Annotated in this window: 18 protein-coding genes; 6 read left to right on the plus strand and 12 right to left on the minus strand. The window is 61.8% G+C overall.

The annotated features are described in order from the left end of the window. The first annotated feature begins 1,123 nt into the window (after positions 1–1,123). From V1277_RS19275 to V1277_RS19285, 3 genes are all read left to right on the plus strand, one after another. Complete coding sequence (locus V1277_RS19275) at positions 1,124–1,384, plus strand: DUF4167 domain-containing protein (protein WP_334370415.1); 261 nt, start codon at positions 1,124–1,126, stop codon at positions 1,382–1,384. Between the two features lie 179 nt (positions 1,385–1,563). Next, positions 1,564–2,403: a universal stress protein gene (locus V1277_RS19280; RefSeq protein WP_334417665.1), complete on the plus strand. Its 840-nt coding sequence runs from the start codon at positions 1,564–1,566 to the stop codon at positions 2,401–2,403. Between the two features lie 150 nt (positions 2,404–2,553). Continuing rightward, a complete protein-coding gene (locus V1277_RS19285; protein ID WP_334417666.1) occupies positions 2,554–3,147 on the plus strand; it encodes a uracil-DNA glycosylase in 594 nt (197 codons plus the stop codon). Between the two features lie 143 nt (positions 3,148–3,290). Here the strand turns inward: V1277_RS19285 and V1277_RS19290 are convergent, their stop codons facing one another. Then, positions 3,291–4,196, minus strand: coding sequence for an amino acid ABC transporter substrate-binding protein (locus V1277_RS19290; protein WP_334417667.1), 906 nt, complete (start codon positions 4,194–4,196; stop codon positions 3,291–3,293). Between the two features lie 351 nt (positions 4,197–4,547). On the opposite strand from V1277_RS19290, the gene V1277_RS19295 reads away from it, so the two are divergent. Then, positions 4,548–6,740, plus strand: coding sequence for a glycoside hydrolase family 113 (locus V1277_RS19295; RefSeq protein ID WP_334417668.1), 2,193 nt, complete (start codon positions 4,548–4,550; stop codon positions 6,738–6,740). A 454-nt stretch (positions 6,741–7,194) separates the two neighbouring features. Beyond that, positions 7,195–8,016 (plus strand): class I SAM-dependent methyltransferase, encoded by an 822-nt coding sequence (locus V1277_RS19300; protein WP_334417669.1) that lies wholly within the window; start codon positions 7,195–7,197, stop codon positions 8,014–8,016. A gap of 23 nt (positions 8,017–8,039) precedes the next feature. Here the strand turns inward: V1277_RS19300 and V1277_RS19305 are convergent, their stop codons facing one another. Genes V1277_RS19305 through V1277_RS19320 form a run of 4 tightly spaced genes read right to left on the minus strand, consistent with a single transcriptional unit; the run spans position 8,040 to position 11,893 of the window. After that, positions 8,040–8,453: a hypothetical protein gene (locus V1277_RS19305; protein WP_334417670.1), complete on the minus strand. Its 414-nt coding sequence runs from the start codon at positions 8,451–8,453 to the stop codon at positions 8,040–8,042. Next, complete coding sequence (locus V1277_RS19310) at positions 8,450–9,679, minus strand: glycosyltransferase family 4 protein (protein WP_334417671.1); 1,230 nt, start codon at positions 9,677–9,679, stop codon at positions 8,450–8,452. The genes V1277_RS19305 and V1277_RS19310 overlap by 4 nt, the downstream gene beginning before the upstream one ends. Then, positions 9,642–10,919 (minus strand): glycosyltransferase, encoded by a 1,278-nt coding sequence (locus tag V1277_RS19315; protein ID WP_334417672.1) that lies wholly within the window; start codon positions 10,917–10,919, stop codon positions 9,642–9,644. The genes V1277_RS19310 and V1277_RS19315 overlap by 38 nt, the downstream gene beginning before the upstream one ends. Beyond that, the gene (locus V1277_RS19320) at positions 10,916–11,893 is read right to left on the minus strand and encodes a WecB/TagA/CpsF family glycosyltransferase (protein WP_334417673.1); all 978 of its coding nucleotides are present in this window, start codon (positions 11,891–11,893) and stop codon (positions 10,916–10,918) included. The genes V1277_RS19315 and V1277_RS19320 overlap by 4 nt, the downstream gene beginning before the upstream one ends. Before the next feature lie 20 nt (positions 11,894–11,913). Between V1277_RS19320 and V1277_RS19325 the strand changes: the two genes are divergently transcribed. Next, positions 11,914–13,014, plus strand: coding sequence for an endo-1,4-beta-xylanase (locus V1277_RS19325; RefSeq protein WP_334417674.1), 1,101 nt, complete (start codon positions 11,914–11,916; stop codon positions 13,012–13,014). 22 nt (positions 13,015–13,036) lie between these two features. Here the strand turns inward: V1277_RS19325 and V1277_RS19330 are convergent, their stop codons facing one another. The 7 genes from V1277_RS19330 to V1277_RS19360 all read right to left on the minus strand — a co-directional run bounded on the left by V1277_RS19330 (position 13,037) and on the right by V1277_RS19360 (position 22,841). Further along, positions 13,037–14,476 carry a lipopolysaccharide biosynthesis protein gene (locus V1277_RS19330; RefSeq protein WP_334417675.1) on the minus strand — a complete coding sequence of 480 codons (1,440 nt, stop codon included), beginning with the start codon at positions 14,474–14,476 and terminating at the stop codon, positions 13,037–13,039. Positions 14,477–14,479: 3 nt separating this feature from the next. Beyond that, positions 14,480–15,535 carry an acyltransferase family protein gene (locus tag V1277_RS19335; protein WP_334417676.1) on the minus strand — a complete coding sequence of 352 codons (1,056 nt, stop codon included), beginning with the start codon at positions 15,533–15,535 and terminating at the stop codon, positions 14,480–14,482. Continuing rightward, the gene (locus V1277_RS19340; protein ID WP_334417677.1) at positions 15,532–16,638 is read right to left on the minus strand and encodes an acyltransferase family protein; all 1,107 of its coding nucleotides are present in this window, start codon (positions 16,636–16,638) and stop codon (positions 15,532–15,534) included. The genes V1277_RS19335 and V1277_RS19340 overlap by 4 nt, the downstream gene beginning before the upstream one ends. After that, positions 16,631–17,704: a glycosyltransferase gene (locus V1277_RS19345; RefSeq protein WP_334417678.1), complete on the minus strand. Its 1,074-nt coding sequence runs from the start codon at positions 17,702–17,704 to the stop codon at positions 16,631–16,633. Before V1277_RS19345 ends, V1277_RS19340 begins: the two co-directional genes overlap by 8 nt. A gap of 19 nt (positions 17,705–17,723) precedes the next feature. Next, positions 17,724–19,031: a VpsF family polysaccharide biosynthesis protein gene (locus V1277_RS19350; RefSeq protein WP_334417679.1), complete on the minus strand. Its 1,308-nt coding sequence runs from the start codon at positions 19,029–19,031 to the stop codon at positions 17,724–17,726. An 89-nt stretch (positions 19,032–19,120) separates the two neighbouring features. Then, positions 19,121–21,442, minus strand: coding sequence for an AAA family ATPase (locus tag V1277_RS19355; protein WP_334417680.1), 2,322 nt, complete (start codon positions 21,440–21,442; stop codon positions 19,121–19,123). Then, complete coding sequence (locus V1277_RS19360) at positions 21,423–22,841, minus strand: outer membrane beta-barrel protein (RefSeq protein ID WP_334417681.1); 1,419 nt, start codon at positions 22,839–22,841, stop codon at positions 21,423–21,425. Before V1277_RS19360 ends, V1277_RS19355 begins: the two co-directional genes overlap by 20 nt. Between the last annotated feature and the right edge of the window lie 70 nt (positions 22,842–22,911).

The following is a 22,911-nucleotide window of genomic DNA, read 5'->3' on the forward strand; positions in this document are numbered from 1 at the left end:
TCGGGCGTTAGAAGCCTTCAAAACAGCGTTCGTTTTTGTTGGATGTTGTATTTTTATCGATCATAGACGGCGACGATTCTCGCTAGGCGCATCCTGAACACGCAGTCACAACGCCGGCGGGATACGCACCGGCGATCGCAGCCCTCAGTGCACGACAAGCTTCGGCAACAACTTGAGAATAGCGCTGTGCCAGGGGTGCTCGCGGTGGTTTGGACTTTGTTGAATGCCGACTCGTCACAACTCGCCAGACGATCTGCGGTAGACACGGCTTGATGCCGAGCTTCGAGCGGATCAAGCTCGGTGCAGCAGCGCAGCGCGCCGATCCCCCGCCGCGAAGCCTGACATTCAGCGATGGATGTTCCCGCGGTGGAACTGAAGTAGAACGTTTCCCGCGTGAGCCCAGAGCGCTGAACAATCCGTTCGATCAGGCTTCGCTCAGCTTTTGTCGCTTTCGACCCGTTGAGCGCTTCGGTCAGAGCTTCGCGCCTGCGGGACCATTTCCCGTAGTCGGACGTTAGTTTCTTGAGAGAACGGCCACTGGCAAAGCCGTTTCGTGGGGCGATGCACCACCAACTGGAGACGATCATGCCAGAGCGAAGAACAGTGCAGAAGGCCAGGCGGGACAAGCGCGCGGGCAAATCGCCAACCACCCAGGCGGGCGAGTTTGTGCATGAGGAGATTCGCAAAGTCCGCCGCGGCCAACATGGAGCGAGATCGCCGCAGCAGGCGATTGCAATCGGCTTGTCCAAGGCACGGCGTGCGGGCGTTCCGCTCCGTCCGCCGGCAAAAGGCAAGGCCAAGGCAAGAACCCGCAGAAGCGCCGAATACGCGTATGAGGCGGGGCAGGGCAAGCGAAAGACCCGACGCCGGCCGCGCGTTTCACGTGCTGTATCGCAGACCCTCAAGCGTGAACCACGCGGCACGGCGTCGCGTGCAGCACTGTCGAAACAAGCACGAAGCGCCGCCTCGCGTCGCTCCGCCTCGGCCCGCTCAGCGGCGGCTCGGAAGGCCGTAAAGACCAAAGGCCCGGCGCAGCGCTCTGCGGCAGCCAAAAAGGCAGCCCGGACCAGAACGCGTCGTCGGCGATAGCCTTGCGCCGAAGATCAATTTTAAAGCTACCACAATGGCGAGAAGAACACGGTCACGGAAAAGCAAAGTCGTCAGGACCCGCCCCCCGAGGCAGTCTCAGAACGCACAAAGGAATTACGAGCGCTACGTAGAGTTGGCGCGCGCTGAAGCGCTGAAGGGCGATCTGATCGCAGCCGAAAATTATCTTCAGCACGCCGAGCACTACTTGCGGTCGATGCACGATGAGGCGCACGGTGGACGACTCTCGCCGCAGCCGGCAACTTTGCCCAAGCAGCGGCTGAGGCACAGCGGATGATGGAGCAATCCTTCTACAATCGCGAAACCTGAGGACGGACGTGTCCTGCTTTCGGCGGGACCGCTCCACGGGCCCTTGCGCTCGGAACTAATGCAGGCCGCCCGGAGTTCTTCATTTTGAAGCGGCCGTTTTGCACGAACGAACTCGCAAGCCCTTTGCCCCACAAGGGGCAGCTCATCATGAGGAGGCTGGCCGTGATTCGGGATATTGTCGTCAACTTGGCGACCGGTGACTCTCGCGATCCTGCAGCAGCGTACGCGATATCCGTCGCCAGGATGTTCGACGCCCAGATTACAGGGATCGCAATGTGTCACTCCCCGGCGATTGTGGCCGGCATGGAGGCTGTTCCGGCCGACCTAATCGAGTCCCTGCGCGAAGAGAGCGCCAGGGCGGCAAACGGGGCCATCGAAAGATTCAAACAGGCAGCGGCGCAGGCTCATCTTCCTGCCGAGGCGCAGATGGTCGAAACCAGCGTTGAAGGAATTCCAAGGACGTTTGGCCGTATTGCGCGGACGTTCGATCTTGCAATCGTTGCGCAGACCGAGCCCGAAATGACGACCTCCACGGGGCTTGCCGCTGAAGCAGCGATGTTTGAATCCGGACGGCCTGTCGTCGTCGTACCCAGCATCCAAAAGGACGGCATCAAGCTCGGCTGCATTCTCGTCTGCTGGGACGGAAGCCGCACCGCGGCGCGGGCGCTCGCAGACTCGATGCCGTTATTGGAGCGCGCGAAGTCGATCGAGGTGATCAATATAGGCAATAGGCCTCGGGAAGCCGAAGAATCCCTGGCGGCCGTTGGCAGACACTTGGCGCGCCACGACTTGAATACTAGCACCAAAGCGCTCACCGCCGATCGAACCGATGTCACAAACGTAATCCTGTCGCACGCGGCAGATCTATCAGCCGACCTTATCGTGATGGGCGGCTTCGGCCATTCGCGGCTGCGCGAGTTCATCCTCGGAGGCGTGACGCGCGGCATTCTCGGCACGATGACCGTTCCGGTACTGATGTCGCATTAAAGGCCGATGTTAGAGCTTCTTGCCGTCGACCGGCACGGATACTCTTGATCTCAAGGCTCCGTTTGCGGGACGCGTACGTCATCACTCGCTAGCAAAATGAGATGGCCGAACGACATTCGCGTTACCATGCTTTGGCGAGTGTAGACACCGATGGCCGAGACAAGCACTGCCAACAAGCGACTCGATCAGCGCCGGGTCGCGCCCGAGGGGCTCTTCCGGCAACCACGGCTATACTTGGTTGGCGAGGCACCTGGCGCCGAAGAAGCTGAGCAGGGCAGGCCCTTTGTCGGGCCTTCCGGCTGCGCGTTGCGCAAATTGCTCAAGCAGGCTGGGATCGACCTCAGACAGCTGCGTTTGGCCAACGCAATTCCATTTCGGCCTATGGAATACACGGAAAAATCCGCGCTACGCAATCGCGCTCCAACTATCGAGGAAATCAATCATTACGGCGCCGCGGTACTGACGGACATCCGGCGCTCCAAGCCGCGCGTAGTCGTTGCGCTCGGCAGCACGGCGGCTCGCCTATTCAGGGCGTCGCGTTCGATCCGAGCGTCGCGCAAGGCAAAGCTCCAATTTGATGGCCGTCCCCTGCAAATCACTTTTCACCCGGCCTACGTCCGCCGCTTCGGCGGGTCGAACGGCGACGCTTGGCGTAAGATGGTCGCTGATCTGCGCCGAGCCTGGAACGTATCGGCAATGTACTCAAATGGCGCTCGAAGCAGGCGGCATTCTCCCGAGGGCTAAAAGGCTGTTTAGCGAGTTGCGTTTATGGACCTGAGTTCTATTCATCTTGGCTCCATCGAGCCGAGGATCGTTCTGCTGTTGCAGGGTCCACCTTCCCTGTCCTCACTTCCGACGTTTCGGGATCTCATGCTGGCCGCGGGTCCTCAGCGCTCGTAGCTTGCCGGGTCTGGGCTGTCCGACGGATGGGCGAATGCCTTGCGCAAGACCGCCGACATCGGAGTCTTGAAATTGAGGCCGTTGGGCGGCACCGGCGATTCGAACCACTTCCTGTAGATCGATTCGATCTCCGGGCTTCTGTATAGATCCGCGGTCGCTCGGTCGGCCACGGCCTTGAACGGTGCATCGTCCTTGCGCAGCATGATCCCGTAAGGCTCGGCCCTGGATAGGGCTTCCTCGCTGATCATGTAGGCGGACGGATCCTTTGATCGCGCGATCGCGACGGCGAGTTGCACGTCATCGAGGACGTAGGCGGCCGCGCGTCCTGTCTCCAGCATGAGAAAAGCCTCAGCCTGATCTTTGGCAGCCAGCACTGCGATGCCGAGATTTCGCATGCTATTGACCTGGTTAAGCTGCACCATGTTGGTCGAGCCCGATATCGCAACAACGGGCTTGCCTTTCAGATGCTCGACCATCGTGATGTTGTCGGACTTCCTTGCAGCAAAGCGGGTTGCCGACAGGAAATGCGAATTTGTGAACGTCACCTGACGCTGCCGCTCCACATTGTTGGTGGTGGAAGAGCAGACAAGGTCGACTGTCCCATTCATCATGAGCGGAATGCGATTGGATGACGTGACTGCAAGCGTTTCGATGGCAACAGACGAGACTTTGAGTTCGCGTTTGACCGCGTCGACGATCCTCATGCAGATGTCGACGGCATACCCAATCGCCTTTTGATCGCCGTTCAGATAGCTGAAAGGCACCGAAGCTTCCTGAATGCCGAGGATGATCCTGTTCGTCTCCTTGATCTTCTGGAGCGTTCCGGTCAGTTCGCTTGCATTTACAGGCACAGCCATCAGGGCGGCCGCAATCATCGCCGCAGACAGGCGCATCGTCTTCACTCCATGGACATCGACAGTTCTTGTGAGGACCCCAGTCTTAGCCGACATTGTTCGCGTGAGGTATCAAAGGTTGCTTCTAGCAGCTATCAACCAATTTTATCGGCGAGCCGCATTGGCGGCTCTACGAGCAGCCGCGCAGCGCCTGGACGTTCCAAATGGAAATGGTGAACCGCAGCGCTTGACGGCAAGCCTACGTGTTCCCGCGCCGGAACTTGGCGTGCGATCATTCAGCGCGTGAAACACGCGCCAAAAAAAGCGAGGGCTGCTCCGTACAAGTCCGAGGTCATCTTAAGCTGAATGTTAATCCCTCGCGCTATCCGTCGCACAGGGCGGGGTGCGCGGGTGGCAAGTATTTTCGAGGTTCAGGGTTTTGGCGCATTGTCCGAATGGAACGGGCAGTTCTCAAGCGCCTCGGCCAGACAGGCATTTCAAAAGATTGCGTCGCTCGGATCGAATTCGATCGAACTCACGGTCCGGATCTGGACTCAGACCGGAACGTCCAACTCGGTCTTTGCCGAACCAACCAAGACCGAAAGCGACGCCAGCCTCTTGTCCGGCTTTCAGGCGGCGCACGATGCCGGCCTGTCGGTGCTGTTCAAGGCCGCGCTCTCGACGTTGAACGGAACCAGGGTATCCAGCCTGGCGCCGACGGATGTCGCGGGCTTTTTCGCGTCCTACAAGTCCGAGATCGTGCATCTAGCTACCGTCGCGCAGGCTGGTGGCGTGGAGATGTTCGCGATCGGCAACGAGATGAGCAGCCTGTCCGGCGAGCCGTATCGCCGCTACTGGATCGATCTCATTGCGGCAGTCCGCGAGGTCTATCATGGTGAGCTGACCTATGCGGCGGCGACCGACGAAGCTTCAGACGTCAGCTTCTGGGATCAGCTCGACACCATCGGCGTCAACACCTATCCGCCGTTGACGGCCAGCAATGCGCCAACCGTGCAGGATCTGGTCGACGCCTGGACTGCCGTTCCGGTCAATCCCTATTACGCGGCGGCGTTCGACTACAAATCACCGGTCGATTTTCTCCATTCGCTCGCGACCAAATACGACAAGCCGCTGCTGATGACCGAGGTCGGCTATCGCAGCATCGATGGCACCGCCATCTCTCCGGGATCGTGGACGAGCAATGGTACGCCTGACCTGCTGGAGCAGGCGGACGCCTTCAATGCCTTCTTCCAGGTCTGGACCGCCCATGGCGGCAGTTGGTTCAAGGGCGTCGAGCTCTGGCAATGGGATCTCAACAATCAATATTCGAGCACGGGCTATTCGGTCATGGGAAAGCCGGCCGAGGCGATCGTCTCGCAGTATTTTCATGGCGACGGGGCCGTGCCCGATCTTGCGATGAGGGGATCGGCCGTCGTCGACCTCATCGACCTCGGCCGGGGGGATGACACGATCAATGCGGGGCTGGGCGATGACATCATTCATGGTGGCGCCGGTGCGGATGTCATTGTCGGCGGGCCCGCAAGCAGCGGCAAACTGGCGGTAACAACGATTACCCTCGTGGGCTATGGCTCCGCGGTTGGCGGCGTTGGCGCGCAGGCCCAAATCAAGTTCAACGGCCAGCCGGTATCCGGATTAATGGAGTTCAAGCCAGCCGCGGATCCATCTGAATACCAGACCTTCACGATAAGCTTCGTCGATTTCGGCCCGATCGCCTCCATCGACATCAACCTGGCGAACGCCACACCGGGGCGGGCGCTGCATATCAAGGACTTCCTGATCAACGGCGTCGCGCTGACACCGGCCGACGCCGCCAATGCAAGCTCGCCCGGCACGTTTGATCTCTACGTCCACAATATCCATGTCGACATGACCAACCACCAGGATTGGCTTTCCGGCGCGGCGACGGACAACGACGTGATCGATGGCGCCGCGGGCAACGATCTCATCACGGCCGGCGCCGGCGACGACATCATCGAGGGCGGAGAGGGCATCGATACGGCGAATTTTTTCGGCAATGTGCGCGACTACGACATCTCGATTGTCGACGGCCAACTGCTGGTGAACGACCGAGTCGCGGGCCGCGACGGCAAAGATCATCTCACGCATATTGAATTCCTGCAGTTCGCCGACGGCGTCATCGACGTCAGCGGGATGCCCGCCAGTCCGGCGCAGAGCTCTGGCAGCACGCTGAAAATGCTGGCGACCGACGGCAACTCCGCCTCTCCGCCACCGGTCGATGGCGATGATACGGTCGAAAGTGCTAGCCCAAATGCGGAGGGACGTCTCCTTGGGTTCTTGAGGCCGTTTTTCGGTGGCGCCTGCGACCGGCTCACCTTCGACAATCATGACCGCTTATCTATCGGGAACACCGATGACGCTGGAGTCACATTGACCTCGAGGGCCGTCGGCGACCTCCTGAACAGCGCTAGCCGCGATACGTTCATTTTCAGCGAGACGGCCAGACATGATGCGGTAAGGGGTTTCAAGGCAGGGGAGTCAATCGGGGACGGCGTGAGCCAGATTGATCCCGGTCATGATGCATACATTACGCACCTGATATCGGACCACCTGCTCTTCACCTGATCGGGCAGATGCGGGGTTTCGTCGGCTGAGGCCGATGTCGCCAACCAGGCGACGCGAAACGCGTTGCCTGGAAGGCTTTCGACAAATCCTAAAATTTGTTCGAAACAGCAGGGCGGGTTTGTGCGTTGCGTCCAAGCCCTCGGTGGCATCTGGCTGCAGCTTCCTGCGACATCCAATTGCAACCATCCGAATTGTTCCCGGTCCCGCATTGTTGCGCTGTCGTTGCATTCGAAATAGCATCGATTGCGAACTATGACCGGGGCAGGGCAGAAGAAATGACATATGAGGTCCTTCTTTGCAGCTTTCTGCCGTCGACCGTTCGTTAACAAATACGGAACCCACGCACTGGAAGAAGCGCCTTCGCTGTCCTCGCTGCTCGTCGCCGCTGCGGAACGTGTGGTCACGGCCAACCTGCTCGAACCGTGCCTGCGATTATAGCAAAGTCGGGTTTCCGATGATCGGCGCGCAGCCGGTGCTGATCGATTTCGCAACCAGCATTTTTGAACGCAGGATGTACGAGGCCGAGAATGGCTCGGCGCTGCAGCGGGACGTTAGTCGCCGTTCCCTTGGATCGCGGCTGCATCGCCTTACCTTTGGAGGCAATCCGGTTGCGGTCGCCAACAGCGCAACGTTCATCGAGCTGTTGAAGCGGGAGTCGAGGCGACCGGTCGTACTCGTTGTCGGAGGCGGGACGATCGGTTTGGGCGCAGACGAACTCTACCGGGACGATTCCCTCGAGCTTGTCGGCACCGATGTCTACGCTTCGCCGCACACCGTGCTGGTGGCTGACGCTCACAGTCTACCCTTCGAAGACGGCGTGTTCGACGGCGTCTGGGTGCAGGCGGTGCTGGAACATGTGCTGGAGCCCGCAACGGTCGTTGCCGAGCTGCATCGGGTGCTGCGGCTGGAAGGCCTAGTCTATGCGGAGACGCCGTTTATGCAGCAGGTGCACGAACGGGCCTATGACTTTTCGCGTTTTACGCAGAGCGGTCATCGCTGGCTGTTCAGGCGATTTTCCGAGATCAACGCCGGACCGGTCGGCGGTGCCGGTGTGGCGCTTGAATGGTCGATCCGCTATTTCGCGCGCGCACTCGGTGCGGGCAACAAGCTGTCACGTCTGATCGTGCTGCCGTTCTTCTGGATCAGGTATCTCGATGCGTTCGGTCGCGGCCGGGCCGCAGCAGACGCCGCCAGCGGCTTCTTCTTTCTGGGGCGCAGGGCCGAACAGGCGATGGATCCGCATGACATGCCGGATTACTACAACCGGCAGAAGTGAGTTCCGACCGATGGGGCGCAGTTCTAAGAAACGCCTTTAATCTTTTTGCATGGCGTGGACGAGGTCGATGACATTCGTGCGACGTCGGTAACGGAGCGGATGGAAAGCTTTTCCTTGCTCGTGATGAAGCGGAGCACGCCGCGAGGATAGGCGTCGCAGAACTGAGCCAGCGTGGCTGCCGTCGCTGAAACGGTATCCTGTTTGGGGACCACGGCTATGCCGCCATCCCGCAGGATATACGCATCCTTCACGTTGGGCATGGCTGATGCCGCGACGCAGATCTTGAACAGGTCGTTATAGGCCTGAGGCGTCAGGGACTGGTCCCCGCCGGGCGTTCCCAGGAGATACTCGCGGCTCTTGCGGCAGTTCTCGTTGTCCGCCCGCGCTGCACCGCTTGCGAGCGTCAGCAGCATCGCGGTAGCGACCAGCAGCCTCATGCCGTTATTCCGATGGCGCGGTCTGCAGATGCCGGCTTGCCGGTGTAGGGCAAGCCATAGGTGATTGCTGCGCATCGTTCCCACGAAAGGGCGCGGGCATGGGAAGATGCGCCTGCCGCGAGAATGGCGCGCAGATTCCGATCGGCGGCCAGCTCTGCAATCGCCTGCGATATGCTCTCGACCGACGGCGGCACGAGAATTCCAGTCTCGTCGGCGAGCACGGCGTCAGGCACGCCGCCGACCTCGGTCGCGACGCTCGGTAGGCCGGCGGCCCCGGCCTCGAGATAGACCAATCCAAATCCCTCCACCCGGCCGGTCGTGTCGGGGAGACCCGTCAGGCAAAAGAAATCCGAGGCCGCATAGAGATCGCGGATGTCTTCGTTCGATTGCGGGCCGAGGAACCGAATGTCGCAGGCCGCCGCTTTGGCGTCGCGCCGCAGAGCATCGACATAATCGGCTTCGCCGTCCGGGCCGATCACCAGCCACGTGATGCGATGGCGCAGATCGTCCGGAAGCTGCGATAGCGCGGCAAGCGTCAGATGATGTCCCTTGCGGCGCGTGATGCGCGCGACCGTGACCATCACTAGCCGGTCTTCCGGCAGACGATGGACCAGGCGAATCTCCCGGCGCGTCCGTCGTCCGCCGAACCAGAACTCCGATACGCCGAGATTGATCGCGCTGATCTGGCGCGGGTCGACGGCAAACCGCTCGCGGAACAGCGTCTCGGTAAAACCGCTGTTGGCGACGATCTCCGTCCGCGGTCCGAACACGCCGGCGCCGCGGATCGCCATGCGCTTCAGCGGCGTCTGCGTTTCGTTGATCTCGGTGCCATGCACCGTCATCAATACCCGCGCCTGCGTTCGCCATCTCGAAAGCGCAACCGGAATGAAGAACGGCCAATCGGCGGCATGGACCACGTCATATCGGTCGCCGCGGACACCGCGGCGCGCCAGCATGATCTTGCGCGGCATGTCGCGCATGGAGTGGAGGCCGCCGCTGTAGCGGACGACCTCGAAGGGCAGGGTGCGGTCATCGTCGGCGGTTTGCCGCGCGTAGTCCGGCGCCACCACGGTAACCTTGGCGCCGAGCCGGCTGGCGGCCGCCGCAATTTCGCGCGCGTAAGTCCCAATTCCTCCCATCGCGGGGGCGAACTCGCTGGTCAACAGAAGGATGTTCAACCCGGCGCCCTCAGTAAGTCGGCGCCGCTGCGGCAAGTCCGCGGGCATCCTGAATTTCCTGATGATAGCGGAAGACTCGCGCAAGCTGGGTGCCCGGCGTGAACGCCCGGATGGAGTCGGCGACTTGTACCGGATTCATCGTGCCGGCTTCGATGGCATTCCGGACGTCGACGAACCGCTGCGCGAGCGCATCGGCCATGTCGTCGCGGCTGCCGCTTCGCGCTACCAGATAGCCGCTGACGCCAGAGTGGATCACGGGTTCGAGCTGCGGCAGGTGCATGGCGACGACCGGCCGGCCGACCGCGAGGGTCTCGAGCACGCATCGCGGCATGCCTTCGAATTCGGATGTCAGGATGCCGGCATGCGCGCTTGCCAGCGTCTCCGCCATGCCGGCGGCGTCCTTGAAGCCGTGGCGGACGGTGATGTCTTCGATCGCGGCGAACTCTTCGAACCGGTGCGGGTCGCTGGTGCCGATATAGTGAAACCGCACATCGCCGTTCAATCGCCGCCGCACGCGGTCGATCGTGCGAAACATCAGCGGCGGATCCTTGAATTCATCGAGCCGGCCGGCAAACACGATCTGGAACGGCGACGAGTCGAGCGGCCAGAGTTGCGGCTTGAAGATATCCGTGTTGACCCATGTCCAGAGCGTGTCGATCTTGTCCTTGCGACGCGGATAGGTCCGCTGCAACCGCTCGGTGATGAACGGATTGACGCAGAGAAATTTTTCGCTCATGGCGACGGCAAACCGCTCGCCGGTATTGTGGACGAAGGCGTATTTCCGCAGCAGCGAATCCATCTGCAATTTCGGCGCGCCCTCGCCGTGAAGCATCTGCACGAACGGCAACCGCAGGATCGCCGGCAACCAGGAGAATTCCACCCGCCGCAGATCGACCGAGCACCGCCTGGCGCGGATCAGCCTTGCGATCGGGCCGAAGTGGCGCAGCAGTGCCATGAAGAATTGCCCGGTCAGCGAGGTGCGGATGCTGCGGGCCGCTTCGCGCGCCTGCTGGTCCGAATAGTGCAGGATCGGCAGGAAGTCGAAGCCGCGACCTCGGAATGTCATCCGGTGGAGACGGCCGAGCTCCAGCTCGCCCGTCGAGTCGACGCCGATGAAGAGGATGTCGGTGTCGGTTGGATGGAACGTGATGAAATCGCGGATGTAAGTTTCGAGGCCGCCGACCTTTTCGCCGCGCGGATCGAACGGATGAATCAGGCAGATCTGATAACGTGGCTTTACCCGGTTGGCATTTCGCGCCCGTAGCGCCAGGGTCAATGTTGAAGTCATGCCGCTTTCCTCATGCGTGCCTGGACGATTTGCGGAATGGTTCGCGCAACGAGGCGCGGAACGACTGTCATGCATTTGATATAGCGGGGGCCGAGCCGGCGCGGCTCGCGCAGCATGCGCCACGCCCATTCCATGCCGGTGTTGCGCGCGATGGCCGGCGCGCGGCTTTGCGTGCCGGCGATGAAATCGAGTGCGGCTCCGATGCACAACACGCCGGTTCCATTCAGCTCGTCGAGGCATCGCGCCGCGAACAGCTCCTGCCGTGGCGCACCCAGCGCGACGAAGCAAAGTCTGGCGCCCGAGGCACGAATGCGCTCGATCGCAGCATCGGCTTCGATAGAATAGGGATCAAAGCCTGCTCCCGGCGCAAAGCATCCCGCGATCTGCAATCCCTTGAAGCGCTCCGACAAACGCCGAGCCGTTATCTTGAGCGTGAGATCGTTCGCCCCTAGCAGAAAGACCGGGAGTCCCTTCCTTCGGGCTTCCGCGCAAACCGGCTCGACGAGATCGGCACCGGTCGTGCGTTCGATTTGTACGCCCATGAGGCGGCTCAGCACGACAATGGGGAACCCGTCGGCGGTGACAAATCGGGCACGACGATAGGCCGCGCGAAAATTGGCGTGGTGTTGAAGCTGGACGACGTGGTCGAGATTGAGCGTGCAGACGCTGAAGTTGTCGCCATGTTGCGCGGCCGACACGATCGAAGATACGGCCACCGGAAGCGAGGGAACATTGATCGTTATCCCATCGACAGTGAGGCTGGGCTGCAACTGCGCTGGTGGTTCCAACATGTCGACTCCTGCTGATGATAATCGAGAGACGCACTCGTGGGGGACGATCGACAGACGCGTTGCTTCGCGAGGGGAACTGCGTGCCGAAAATTTTCTCGACGGACATTCGTCACGAAATCGAACTAATGCGACGCAACGATGGCGATGCCGCGTTGCGATGGACGAGACATCGCGGCGAATCATTCACATCATGGAGATCAGCTATGCAGCAGTGGTCGAGGCGAGATGCGCTTGCTCTCATCGCAGGAGCAAGCGTTGCTTCGTGCGGGAAGGAAGCGTTCGCCGCGCAGCCTGCGCAGAGTCTCGGCGTCATCGCGGCTCGTAACGGAATCGTGTTCGGCGCGGCTGCAGGTCCGGTGATCGACAAGGATCTAGCGTATCGCGAGCTGTATCAGACGCAGGTGCGCATCGTTACAACGGACATTGCGATGAAGATGGGAACCATCGCGCCGCAACCGGGGCCGAAGCGATTCGAGAGCGCAGATCGTCTGCTGCAATTTTGTGCGAATCACAACATTCCGATGCGCGGTCACTGCTTGATCTGGAACGAATGGGTTCCGCAATGGATCAAGAGCATGAGCGGTGCCGAGCGTGAGAGGTTTTTCGATTCCTATATCGACGAGGTGGCTGCTCGCTATGTAGGCAAATTGCACTCATGGGATGTCGTCAACGAGCCGTTCTGGCCTGGGCACAAGGCGCCTGGCGGCTACCGGCTCGGTCCGTGGTACGACACATTCGGTACCGGCTATGTGCGCCGTGCCTTCGAGCGCGTGGCGAGGATCGACCGAAAGACAAAATTGGTTCTCAACGAGGCGCAGAGCGAACGCGACGACGACGTCGGCCTCGCCGTTCGTCGCGGCCTGCTGCAACTGGTCGACGAACTGAAGCATGCCGGCGTGCCGCTGCATGCCGTCGGATTGCAGAGTCACCTGCAGCCTCGCTACCCGCACGATCCCGGACGGTTTACCGAATTCCTTCACGCCCTCGCCGGACGTGGCGTCGATATCTATCTGACCGAATTCGACGTGCGCGACGACACGTTTCCGGACGACATCGCAGCGCGCGATGCCATGATCGCCGAGACGGCGGAGAAGTTCCTGACCAACGCGCTTCGGGTGCCGGCCGTCAAAATGGTGATCGCGTGGGAGCTCGCCGATAACTACTCGTTCTATACCGACGCGGCGAAGAAGAAGGATCCACGCGCGCAACGGCTACCTCGGCCGCTTCCGTTCGATTCGTCGATGCAGAAGAAGCCGCTTTGGTTCGCGATGGCGCGCGCGTTCGAGAATGCCAGAAAGTCGTAGGCGCCGGGGGTGTCGAATGCGCTCACGCTCCTGAATGCTGTGGGCGTGGCCGAAGCATCCGCACCAGCGACGGTGCATAGAGCAGGGCAAGCGCTGCGAAATAGGTGGCAGCGCCTGCCGCAATGTGGGCCGCCAGAATCGGGGTCGTTCGGGCCTCCGGAAATATCCGCAGCACGGCCGCCATGGCGATGGTGGCCAATGCGATGCGTACGAGATGGCCGACCGGAAGGCGCAGGCCAAATCGTGTAAACCCGATTGAAAAACTCACGGTGGCGGCGGCCAGCGCCGCCAGCACCGTGGCGCCGGCGACGCCGGGCAGTCCCCATCGCGGCAGGAACAAGACGCTCAACACCACGGTCATCGACGCGTCGATTGCGGCAATGGCCATCATCCAGCGCGTGCGATTTTGCAGGAGAAAGACCTGGTCGCCGAAATGGGCGCGCAGGTTGCGGATTGCGCCGGCGAGCGTGGAAAGCGGCAGGATAGCGAGCGTCACCGCTTGGAACGGCGCTGCGATCAGGAGATGCACGATCTCCGTTCTCAGTATGATGATGCCGGCGAGGCTTGGCGCCAGGATTGCGACAAGGAGAGCGCTGTTGTTGGCGAGCTGGCGCATTCCGGCCTGGTCGCCGTGTTGCTCCATGCTTTTCACCGCCAGCGGGAACGCCGCTGCCGTCACAAGCATGGCCGCGACCGCCGCGGCCCGCTGGCCGAGGCCATAGCCGACGGCGAACAGACCGGCGGCGGCCACTCCGGACATTTCGTTGACGATGAAGCGCGATGCATTGAGGCCGACCCAGCCGAGCGCGCCGCCGATGATCAGCGGAATGCCGTAGCGCAGGGCGTGGACCACGATCTCCCGGTCGATCGGCCACAAGCGGTGACCCCAGCCGATCCAGGGCAGGACGATGAGCGCGGCCGTAAGTTGCGCGGCCGCGTAACCCGCAAGTGGCCAATCCGGGGATTGGCCAAGCAGTTTGATCAACACCAGGCCCACGACAAATCCAACGGATGGCCCGAACACCTGCTGGATCGTGTAGACGCGGATCTGCTGCCGCGCGCGGGCGCGTTCACCGATGTAGAGGTTGAGCGACCGGGTTATCACATAGGCGATGGCGGCGAGCAGAAGACCCGTTCCGGCGCCGGGCGCGATGACCACATGCAGGATTCCGACGACGGCCGCGCTTTGCAACGCGAGGGACGCCAGCAGGACCGCATTTTCGGTGCGATAGAAGCGCGGCGCGTCGTTGACGTCTTGGTACCGTCCGAGGAAACGCAACGCAAACTGCGACCACCAGGCGAGAAGGCCGATCTGCAGCAATTCGTGCGTGGCCGTAATCAGCGTGATGACGCCGAGCGTGTGTTCGTCGACGACATGCGTCCATACGATCATCGCCAGAAGCTGGAACAGCGGTCCGACGAATTGCGCGGGCAGATAGAGCAAAGTGTGCTTCAGGAGCATCGCTCAAGCCCCCAGCCAGCGGCAGATTCGGGGCGAGGCGAGTTGCCGTACGGCGAGCAGCGCCGCGACAGAGACGAGGGCCGTCAAGCCATAGGAAACGGCAAAGCTGGCAACGCCGCCGAGTTGGCGCAGCCCGGCGTGATCGCGCAGCGCCATCACGATGAAGATGTGCCAGAGATAGATGAAGTAGCTGCCCGAGCCGATCCACCCGAGTAGCGGGGATTTCGGCTGGATGGCGAACAACGAAACGCAGAACAGGGCCGCATAGAGGAAGAAGGCGGTCGAATCGTAAGTGGCGGCGTCGCCGAGGTTGAGAATGCGCACGGCGGCATAGAACAAATAGGCGGCCAGCGCGGCGCCAAGGAGCGCGCGGCGCATATCCTGTTCGAGCAGGTCTCTGAACATCGCGGTCAGCGCGCCAAGCGCGGCAAACGAAAACCAGAACGGAATGTCGCGCATGCGGATTTCGTCGAGCTGTGCCTCCGACGCTCCGAGCCTCGACATGGCGGGATCCAAATAACTGCCGGCAAGCAAACCGCAGCCGATCGAGAGCAGCAGCAGAGTGGTGGTCCGTTGCCTTGAAGCGGTTTGTCCGTCCCCGCCGGCCGCAAAAACGAGCCACAGACCGAGCGTGCAGCAGACATAGACGAAGACGTAATAGTAGACGAATACGTATGCTAGCCCGAACCGGGCGAGCGTCGTGCCGATGCGATGATCCATCGCCGGATTATGCAGGGCCATGTAGATGTAGGCGGCAGCGAACGCGATCGCGTAAGGGACCAGGGCCGCCTTTAACCGCTTTGCCAGCGGGACGCGGCCGGAAAGCGTCGTGAGATATCCGGAAGCGAACAGGAACACCGGCACGCAGGGCCGTAGCGCTGCATCAAGTGATTTTGCCCAGATGGCGTCGAGCGGCTGCGGCAGCGAATGGATGCCGATCACCATCAAAATGGCAATCCCGCGCATGGTGTCGACGACGCTATCGCGGCTTTGTGCCCTGGCGCGCGAGACGCTCAGAGATGGCAGGTTTGCTGATACGCGTTCGACGACCGTCATCATGTGCTCTCCTGCCGCGAGATCGCGGGAGACGGCACATGTTTGAGGGCGCGGCGGTCGTAAACTTCGGTCAGATATCGCCGCAGCGGCGTTTCGAACGTGCGCAGCGAGACGACGCTCGCAAATGCAAGAACGATGATCGCCACCGGCGCCAGAATCAGTCGTTCATGCTCCGATAAGGAAAGCAGGCGCGATCCAAGGGTGATGACGACGGTCGCAACCGGGATATGCAGCATGTAACAGGAATAGGTCAGCGACGACCAGCGATCGAAGCCGAGCCGCGACAGCAGCGTCTCACGTTCGGCGCAGTCGGCCTGAATCGCAAGCATCGCGATGGCGTAGACCGCGAGCAGCGCGGTCGTCGTCGGCAGCAGGGAGCCGAACAGGATGAACGCCGCTAGCGAGACCGCCAGCGCGCCCGGCATCGCAGGCCAACGCGCGATCCGATCGCGAAACAGATAGCCGGCCATGCCGAGGTTGAAGGCAGGCAGCGCCCTGAAGGCGCCGCCCTGGTTGATCCAATCGGCCCACGGCGCCGTTCCGGCAGCCGATGCCCAAAGCGAATTGGCGAGCGCAGTAAGGACCACGAGCGCAATAACCGCCTCCTTGCGACGTTGCGCAATCAGCGCGACGAGCGGAAAAAGCAGATAGCAAAACATCTCCGCCGAGAGCGACCAACTCGGGAAGTTGAACGTCAGGCGCTCGCCAATGAACGCGTGAAGCAGCAGGAATTGCGCGGGCAGATCGGAAAGCGGATAACGGGCCGGGTTGTCCGTCCGCGCGGCGCCGAAATGGAGTGCGCCGGCAAGCGCCACATAGAAGGCGAGCGTGGCGAGATGCAGCGGATAGATGCGGGCGAGGCGACGCCACAGGAAGCGGCCGATCGATGCGGCGTCGTCCACGCGGCCAAAGTATTGACGGGCAATGACAAAGCCGGAGACCACGAAGAACAGGTCAACGAACAGATTGAAATGCCAGGTGTGCGCGACCATGAAGCGGCCGATTGGCAAGTCCTTGAAGTAGTCGGAATAGTGAAGGATCACCACGGCGCCGGCCGCGATGATCCGCAATCCATCCTGGTGCCTTGTGGCGCTGGTGTCATGCAAGGCGGCGGTACTCCGGAGTAGCGCTTCCCTGGAGGTGAGCAAGGCGGGCAATCAGGCTGATGACATTTTCGCGGTCGCCGCAGGCCAGATCGTTCCAGCGCGCCAGATTCCGTAGTGCCTGCGCCACGTAGCCGGCGCGCCAGTCCTCGTTCGAGAGCGCAGCCGCGATCCGCGTGGCCGCCGAAGCAGGATCTGCGGTATCGATGTAGATGCCGGACTCGCCGAGCACCTCGCGAAAGATGGAGGCATCGGGGGCGATGATCGGCAGGCCGGCGTATTGCGCTTCCAGCAGCGGCAAGCCAAGACCTTCGTCATGGGAGGTGCAGATGAACAGGTCGGCGGCGTCAAGCAATTGATTGACGCGGTCGGCGGACTGATATCCGTGCAGCGTAACGCCCGGCTGCTTCTCGAGGGCTTGCCAGTCGTTGCCCCATCCCGGCCTTCCGACGATATCCAGCGTAGCGTCGGGAAATCCCTGCATGCGCAACGCGTCGAGGATTTTCGCCGCCGCTGCAAAATTCTTGCGCGGCTCGACCGTGCCCAGCGCGATCAGCCGAAGCGGTTGGGGCCGCGCGCTCCGTTCGCCGCGCTGTCCGGGGTCGAGGCCGAACACGTTGCGCACCGCGGGACGATAGAGCGTCACTTCGGCATCGGACCGGCAATGCGCGGCAAGTTTGCGCCTGGTATCGCCGGAGTTGGCCAGAAAGCGCGGATAGTGGCGCAGCGCGAGCTTGAAGGGGCCGGCCATATAGAGACGCGCCCGCATGTTGAGCTCGGCGCGCCGCGTGATCAGGAAATCATCGTGGATATAGGGTAGCACCCGCGATGCGAACGGCCGCAGCAGTGGGCTGGGCGGAAAGCCGGGACAGAGCAGGATCGACGACGACGCGGCGAGCCGCATCGGCAGGCCCAGCGTCTGTGTCGTCAACATCTGGCGAAGACCCTTCGCCGTCACCGGCACGACATCGAGCGGCGCAAGCGCTGCGGCGGAGAACAGCTCCAGCGTAATGCGTTCGAGACCGGTGACGTGGCGTCCGAGGTGGGTGTTGTCGACGTAGATGGCCATACGAACGGGAATCCTAAAGTTATGCCGGAACGGACCGGTAGGTGACAGGCGCGCGGACTTGCGGGGGCGCGGCGATGCGCCGCTGCTCACGCGGCAGCAGGACCGAAATGAGGATCACGAACTGCGCGAGCTGAATGTTCTTCGACGAGAAGCTTACTGAACTCGCGGCGATGACGATGATCAGCAGCACGATCGCCCATGCCGCGGCGTTCGAACGGCGCAGCAATTCGACGAAGAAGCAGATCAGTCCGATCGTCAGAACGACGGTATGGATGAGGCCGAACTGGACGATGGCGGAAATCCAGAAGTTCTCGATGCCGTAGTTGAGGCCGAGCTGCGACTGCATTGCATTAACTCGAACGGGGTTGGGGCCGAGGATCAGTTCGTTCCAATCGAAATGCGAGAGCAGGTTGAAGGTGGCGAAGCGCGCCAGCGCGCTGCCCTTGTCGGAGGAGAAGCGCAGCAGCATCTTGTCGAAAATGCCGAGATCGAGCGCCGCGAAGACGATGGCGCCTGTAGCAAACAGCACGCAGATGGCCAGAATGGCCGCGGGAAGCTGTGTTCGCTTTCCCTGTATCAGGCGCACCACCTCGAAGGCTCCGATCAGCCCGAGGACTCCCAGTACCGTGACCAGCGCCGTTCGGCCGCCGAACGCCATCAGCGATCCCAGGCAGAACGCGATCAAGGGCAGCCGCAGCAGGATCGGCGGACAAATCGCCGGGCGAAGCGCCAGCGCCAGCACGTAGCCGCCGACGATACCGGATGCCGTGAGCGGGTGACCCAGCAGCGCCGCAGAGCGCCATTCGCCCATCACCACGATGTCGCCGAGCGTCAGCGGGATCAGCCGATGGCCGGAGAAATACTCATAATATCCGAGCACGACATTCAGCAGGATCGTGAGGTGAATGGCCCAGGCCACCGGGCGCCTTTGCGCCGGCGACAACTGCCACATCACCATCGCGATCAGGATAGGCAGCAGGAACGTGTCGATGATGACCGTGAACGGGCGTGCGAGCACGATCACCTGGACCAGCAGAAACAGCCAGCAGAGCAGATAGGCCAGCAGCAGCTTCGATTCGGAAAACATCCGGTTGATCTCGCCGACCGGTCCGCGGCTGCGCATCAACAGCAGGGAGAATGCCAGCAAAATGAAATAAGTCGCCGGGTGCAGCTTTTCTAAAAAATTTCCGCCCGACGTCAAATAGTGGATCTTCCAGTTGGTCAGCACGGAGGACGAGAGCGTGAAGGTCGCCATGACGGCCAGCAGCATCACGCCGGTCGCGATCCGTTCGATGAACGCGTCGGCAATCGCGGCGCGCACACTCATAGGAGAAGCTGCCCGCACTGCCGGTGAAGCAGGGTGGCGAGGATGCACCCGTGCGACACCCGCCGATCCGTTCAACGGTCCGCGCGCTCTCACCGCGCCGCTCCGGCATGCAGGCCCGCGGTGCCGTACGGCTTCAGGTAGGCCGAGCTGCGGTAATAGTCATAGAATTGCAGGCGGCTGAGATCGACGCGGGTCAGCACCGTTCCCATGATCCGGTCACTGACGGGGGACAGCAGGTCCATCGCATGGGACAGCACTTCGCGGGGGGTCTGGTCCCACGCGAGCGCCAGGATGATGCGATCGGACAGTTCGGCGAGCGCGCGGCCATCGACCAGGGGCACCAGCGGCGGCGAGTCGATCACGATCAATTCGTAGCGGTGGCGGAAATAATCGAGCACGTCGACGATCCGGTCGGAGAACATCAGTTCGGTGATGAACTCGACCTGCTTGATCCTGGTCGACGGCAACACCGAGAGCCCGGTGCTTTGATCCACGAGGACGGCGTGTTCCGGGGCGACGTGTCCGATCGCGACTTCCAGCAGTCCGGCTTCGGTGCGCGGACACAGGGAACGGGTCACTTGTGGATTGCGGAGGTCTCCATCGATGAGCAGCGTTCGGATGCCAAGGGTCGCCAACGACTGCGCCAGGTTGATGGCAAGCGTAGTTTTGCCCTCGCTGTCGAGTGCCGAGGTGACCTGCACGACCTTCACCGGCTGCGACCGCATCGTCCGTTGCAGCGACAGGCGGACCGCGCGGATGGCCTCCGCGAAGAACGTGCCAGGCTCGTCGATCGCGTAACGCGTCAAAGGCGGTTGCAACGCCGGCGGCAGCAGTTTGGTGGTCTTCGGATCGTAGTTGTCCAGTTCGCTGCGTCCGCGCCGCGCGAGACGGGCCAGCTCTCGCGTGCCGATCAACGGAACCGCGGCAAGGGCCGGGACACCCGCAATGGATTCGGCCTGTTCGAGTGTCTTGATGCGGCCGTCGAGATAGTCGGTGAGGAAGGCCAGCACGCTGCCCGCCCCGAGCCCGAGCATCAGGGCAAGCCCCAGGATCAGCATCGTCTTGGGTGACGACGGCCTGATCGGGATGCTGGCCTTGGTCACGATCCGGGAATCCGGCATCTCCAGGCTCTCTTGCGCGGTGGTCTCCTTGGAGCGCGCCAGATAGGATTCGTAGAGTGTGCGGCTGGCTTCGGCCTCGCGCTGCAGTTCGCGTAAGCGCACCTGCGCCTGGCCGGAGGAAGTGGACACGCCTTGGAGCTGGTCCAGGTTCTGCTGCAGGGACATCTCACGCGAACGCGCGACGTCATAGTCGTGCTTCGTGCTGTCCAGTATCCGCCGGATTTCGTCGTTGATCAGCTTCTGGGTGTCGCGCCGCTGCGCCCGCACATTGGCGACGAGGGGATGACGCGCGCCGTATTTGCTCGACAGATCCGCCTCGTTCTTGGCGATGTCGGCATATTGCGTGCGCAGTTTGGTGATCATTTCCGAGGAAATGGCCGCGTTGATGCCGCCGGGATCGCCGCCTGATTTCGCGATATCCTGGACCTGCTCGTACTTTGCCCGCGCCTCCGCCGTTTGCACGCGCGCGGCGATCAGCTTGTTGTTGATGTCGGTGAGCTGCTGGTCGTTGAGGGTTACGCCCTGCGAGACCATCAGGTTGTTGGCCGAACGATAGTCCTCGACCGCTTTCTCGGACGCAACGACTCGTGACTTCAACTCGTCGATCTGACCGTTGAGCCAGTTTGCGGCGATACGCGTGGCGTCGTGCTTGGCGCGGACCTGCTCGTCGAAATAGGCGTCCGCAACCGCGTTGGCGATGGTTGCGGCCTTCTGCGGCGATTCCGAATTGACGGCGATATCGACGAGGAAGGTGGTGCCCTGCCTTGTTACCTTCATCCGTCTCTGAAGGATCTCGACCGACCGCGCCCTGGCGGCGTCTTCGGCGCTTGCACCGTCGCTTGGCCCGCTGCTGCCGAACATGCTGAATAGCCGTCTGATCGGATCAAGCAGGCCGGGTTTGGGTTTGAATTCCGCATCCTCCGTCAGCTTCAGCTTGCCGACGACGCGCACCAGGATCGCAACCGACTGAATCAGCAGTGTCTGGCTTTCGATGGTTGCATCGTCCGTGCCGAAATTCGACAGCACGGACTGATTGGTCTCGACGACATTGGCGCGGCGCGGATCGACCAGTACGGTCGACGTCGCCGTATATAAAGTAGTCGTGAGCATCAGATAGGTGAGCGCCAACCCGAGCAGGACGGCGACCGGCAGAACCACCAGCCTGTAGCGACGGCGCAGGATGCGGCCCATCTCGCGCAGATCGACGGTCGGATACTGCCAGCTTTCCGCGGGGCGAACCGGAGGCTCGTCGGGGACCACATAGGGCAGGTCAGAATTGCGCTGTAACATTCATTCCTACCAAGTGTTTGTCGAAGCTGAAGACGGGAACGTCGCTGTCGCGCTTGGTGTAGCGGTAGTAGGCGGAAACGGCGCCGAAGCGGTTGATGAGATATTTGACCCGCGTGTCTGATGTCAGCACGTTGTCCTTGCGGACCTGGCCGAAGAACCGGTCGTTCTCGTAACCGCCCGCGAGCGATACGATCACGTTGCGCCGCAGTTCGTAGTCGACGCCGAGTTGAACCGCATTCGCAAGCACGCCGGTGGCGCTGGTGTCGGAGGTCTGCGTGACGAGCTGTTCGGCATTGAAATGCACGTCGAGCAGCCGGGTGGGCCGCCATGTCAGCCGCGCACGATAGGAAGGACCCTCGACCATGCCGATCGACGGATCGTCGAAACGTTGTTGGACGTAACCGGCGCCGAATTCGCCGGTGACAAGGTTGCTCAGCCCGACGGTGATGCCGGACAGCGCGCGATAACCCTGCGAATCCAGGGTATGGCCCGGCGTTCCCTTGATATCGCGCTGATTGCCTTCCACGCCGCCGAACCAGCCGAGGGTGGAAGAGATCGCATAATCGATCCGGCTGTGCAGTGCATAGATCTGCCCGTCGCGGGCATCCTGGTTGATGATGGTGCCGTCCTGCGCGCGCGTCGATTGGAAGTCGTAGGAATCGGTTCGGAAGCCGATCGAGGTCGTTAGCCGGTTGAACTCCCTGCGCAGCGTGACGTCGCCGGACATCAGGTTATACGGCGTTGGCGATATCGCGTTGCTGGGCGAACCGAGCGTGCCGACGCCTTCGTTCAGATGCGCGACCTGAAAGCTGCTCAGCAGCATAGTGTCTTTCGTAATGTCGAGCCAGCCGTTGCCCTTCAGGCTGGCACTGGTCTGGTTCAGGCTCGAATTCTGGTTGTAGAGCGTCTGCTGCGCATTCAGCTTCAGATCAACGCCATGCCGTCCCCATAGTGAGTGCGCGCGAAGGGTGGGCTCGATCACCGCCGCGATGTCGGAACGCTTGGTGGTGTTCGACGCAAAGACGTTGCTGTCGTAAAAAGTGCCGGCGGTCAGCGACGGGTTGAACATCCAGGAGCCGGCGCGAATACCGATGGGTTCATAGCCAGGCTGTTGCCGCTTTTTCACCGGCATGTCCTCGGGCGGTATCTCTTCGCGGTTGTCCGGATCGGTCCTGTCCGGCAGCGATGACGGTTCAAAGATCTTCTGCGCGTTCCAGGGTGAAGCGAACTCTCCGGTCCACGGAATGGCTTGTGCATTCGCGGACGATCCGAGACCGAGCAGGATGGCCGCCGCCGGAGCAGGCAACAGGTTGAAGCGGCATCGGCCGGGCACGCCTATGGAACGCGATCGCTCTCCGCTTCCCTCAGACGTATTCAGCGATGCAGAATCGAATCCCATCACCCATCCCTTGCGGGAACGCGAAGGCGGCGAACACTTATCGGGCGAGGCCCATCGCTCAAATAATGAT

This window comes from Bradyrhizobium sp. AZCC 1588 (assembly GCF_036924735.1).
Taxonomy (GTDB): Bacteria; Pseudomonadota; Alphaproteobacteria; order Rhizobiales; family Xanthobacteraceae; genus Bradyrhizobium.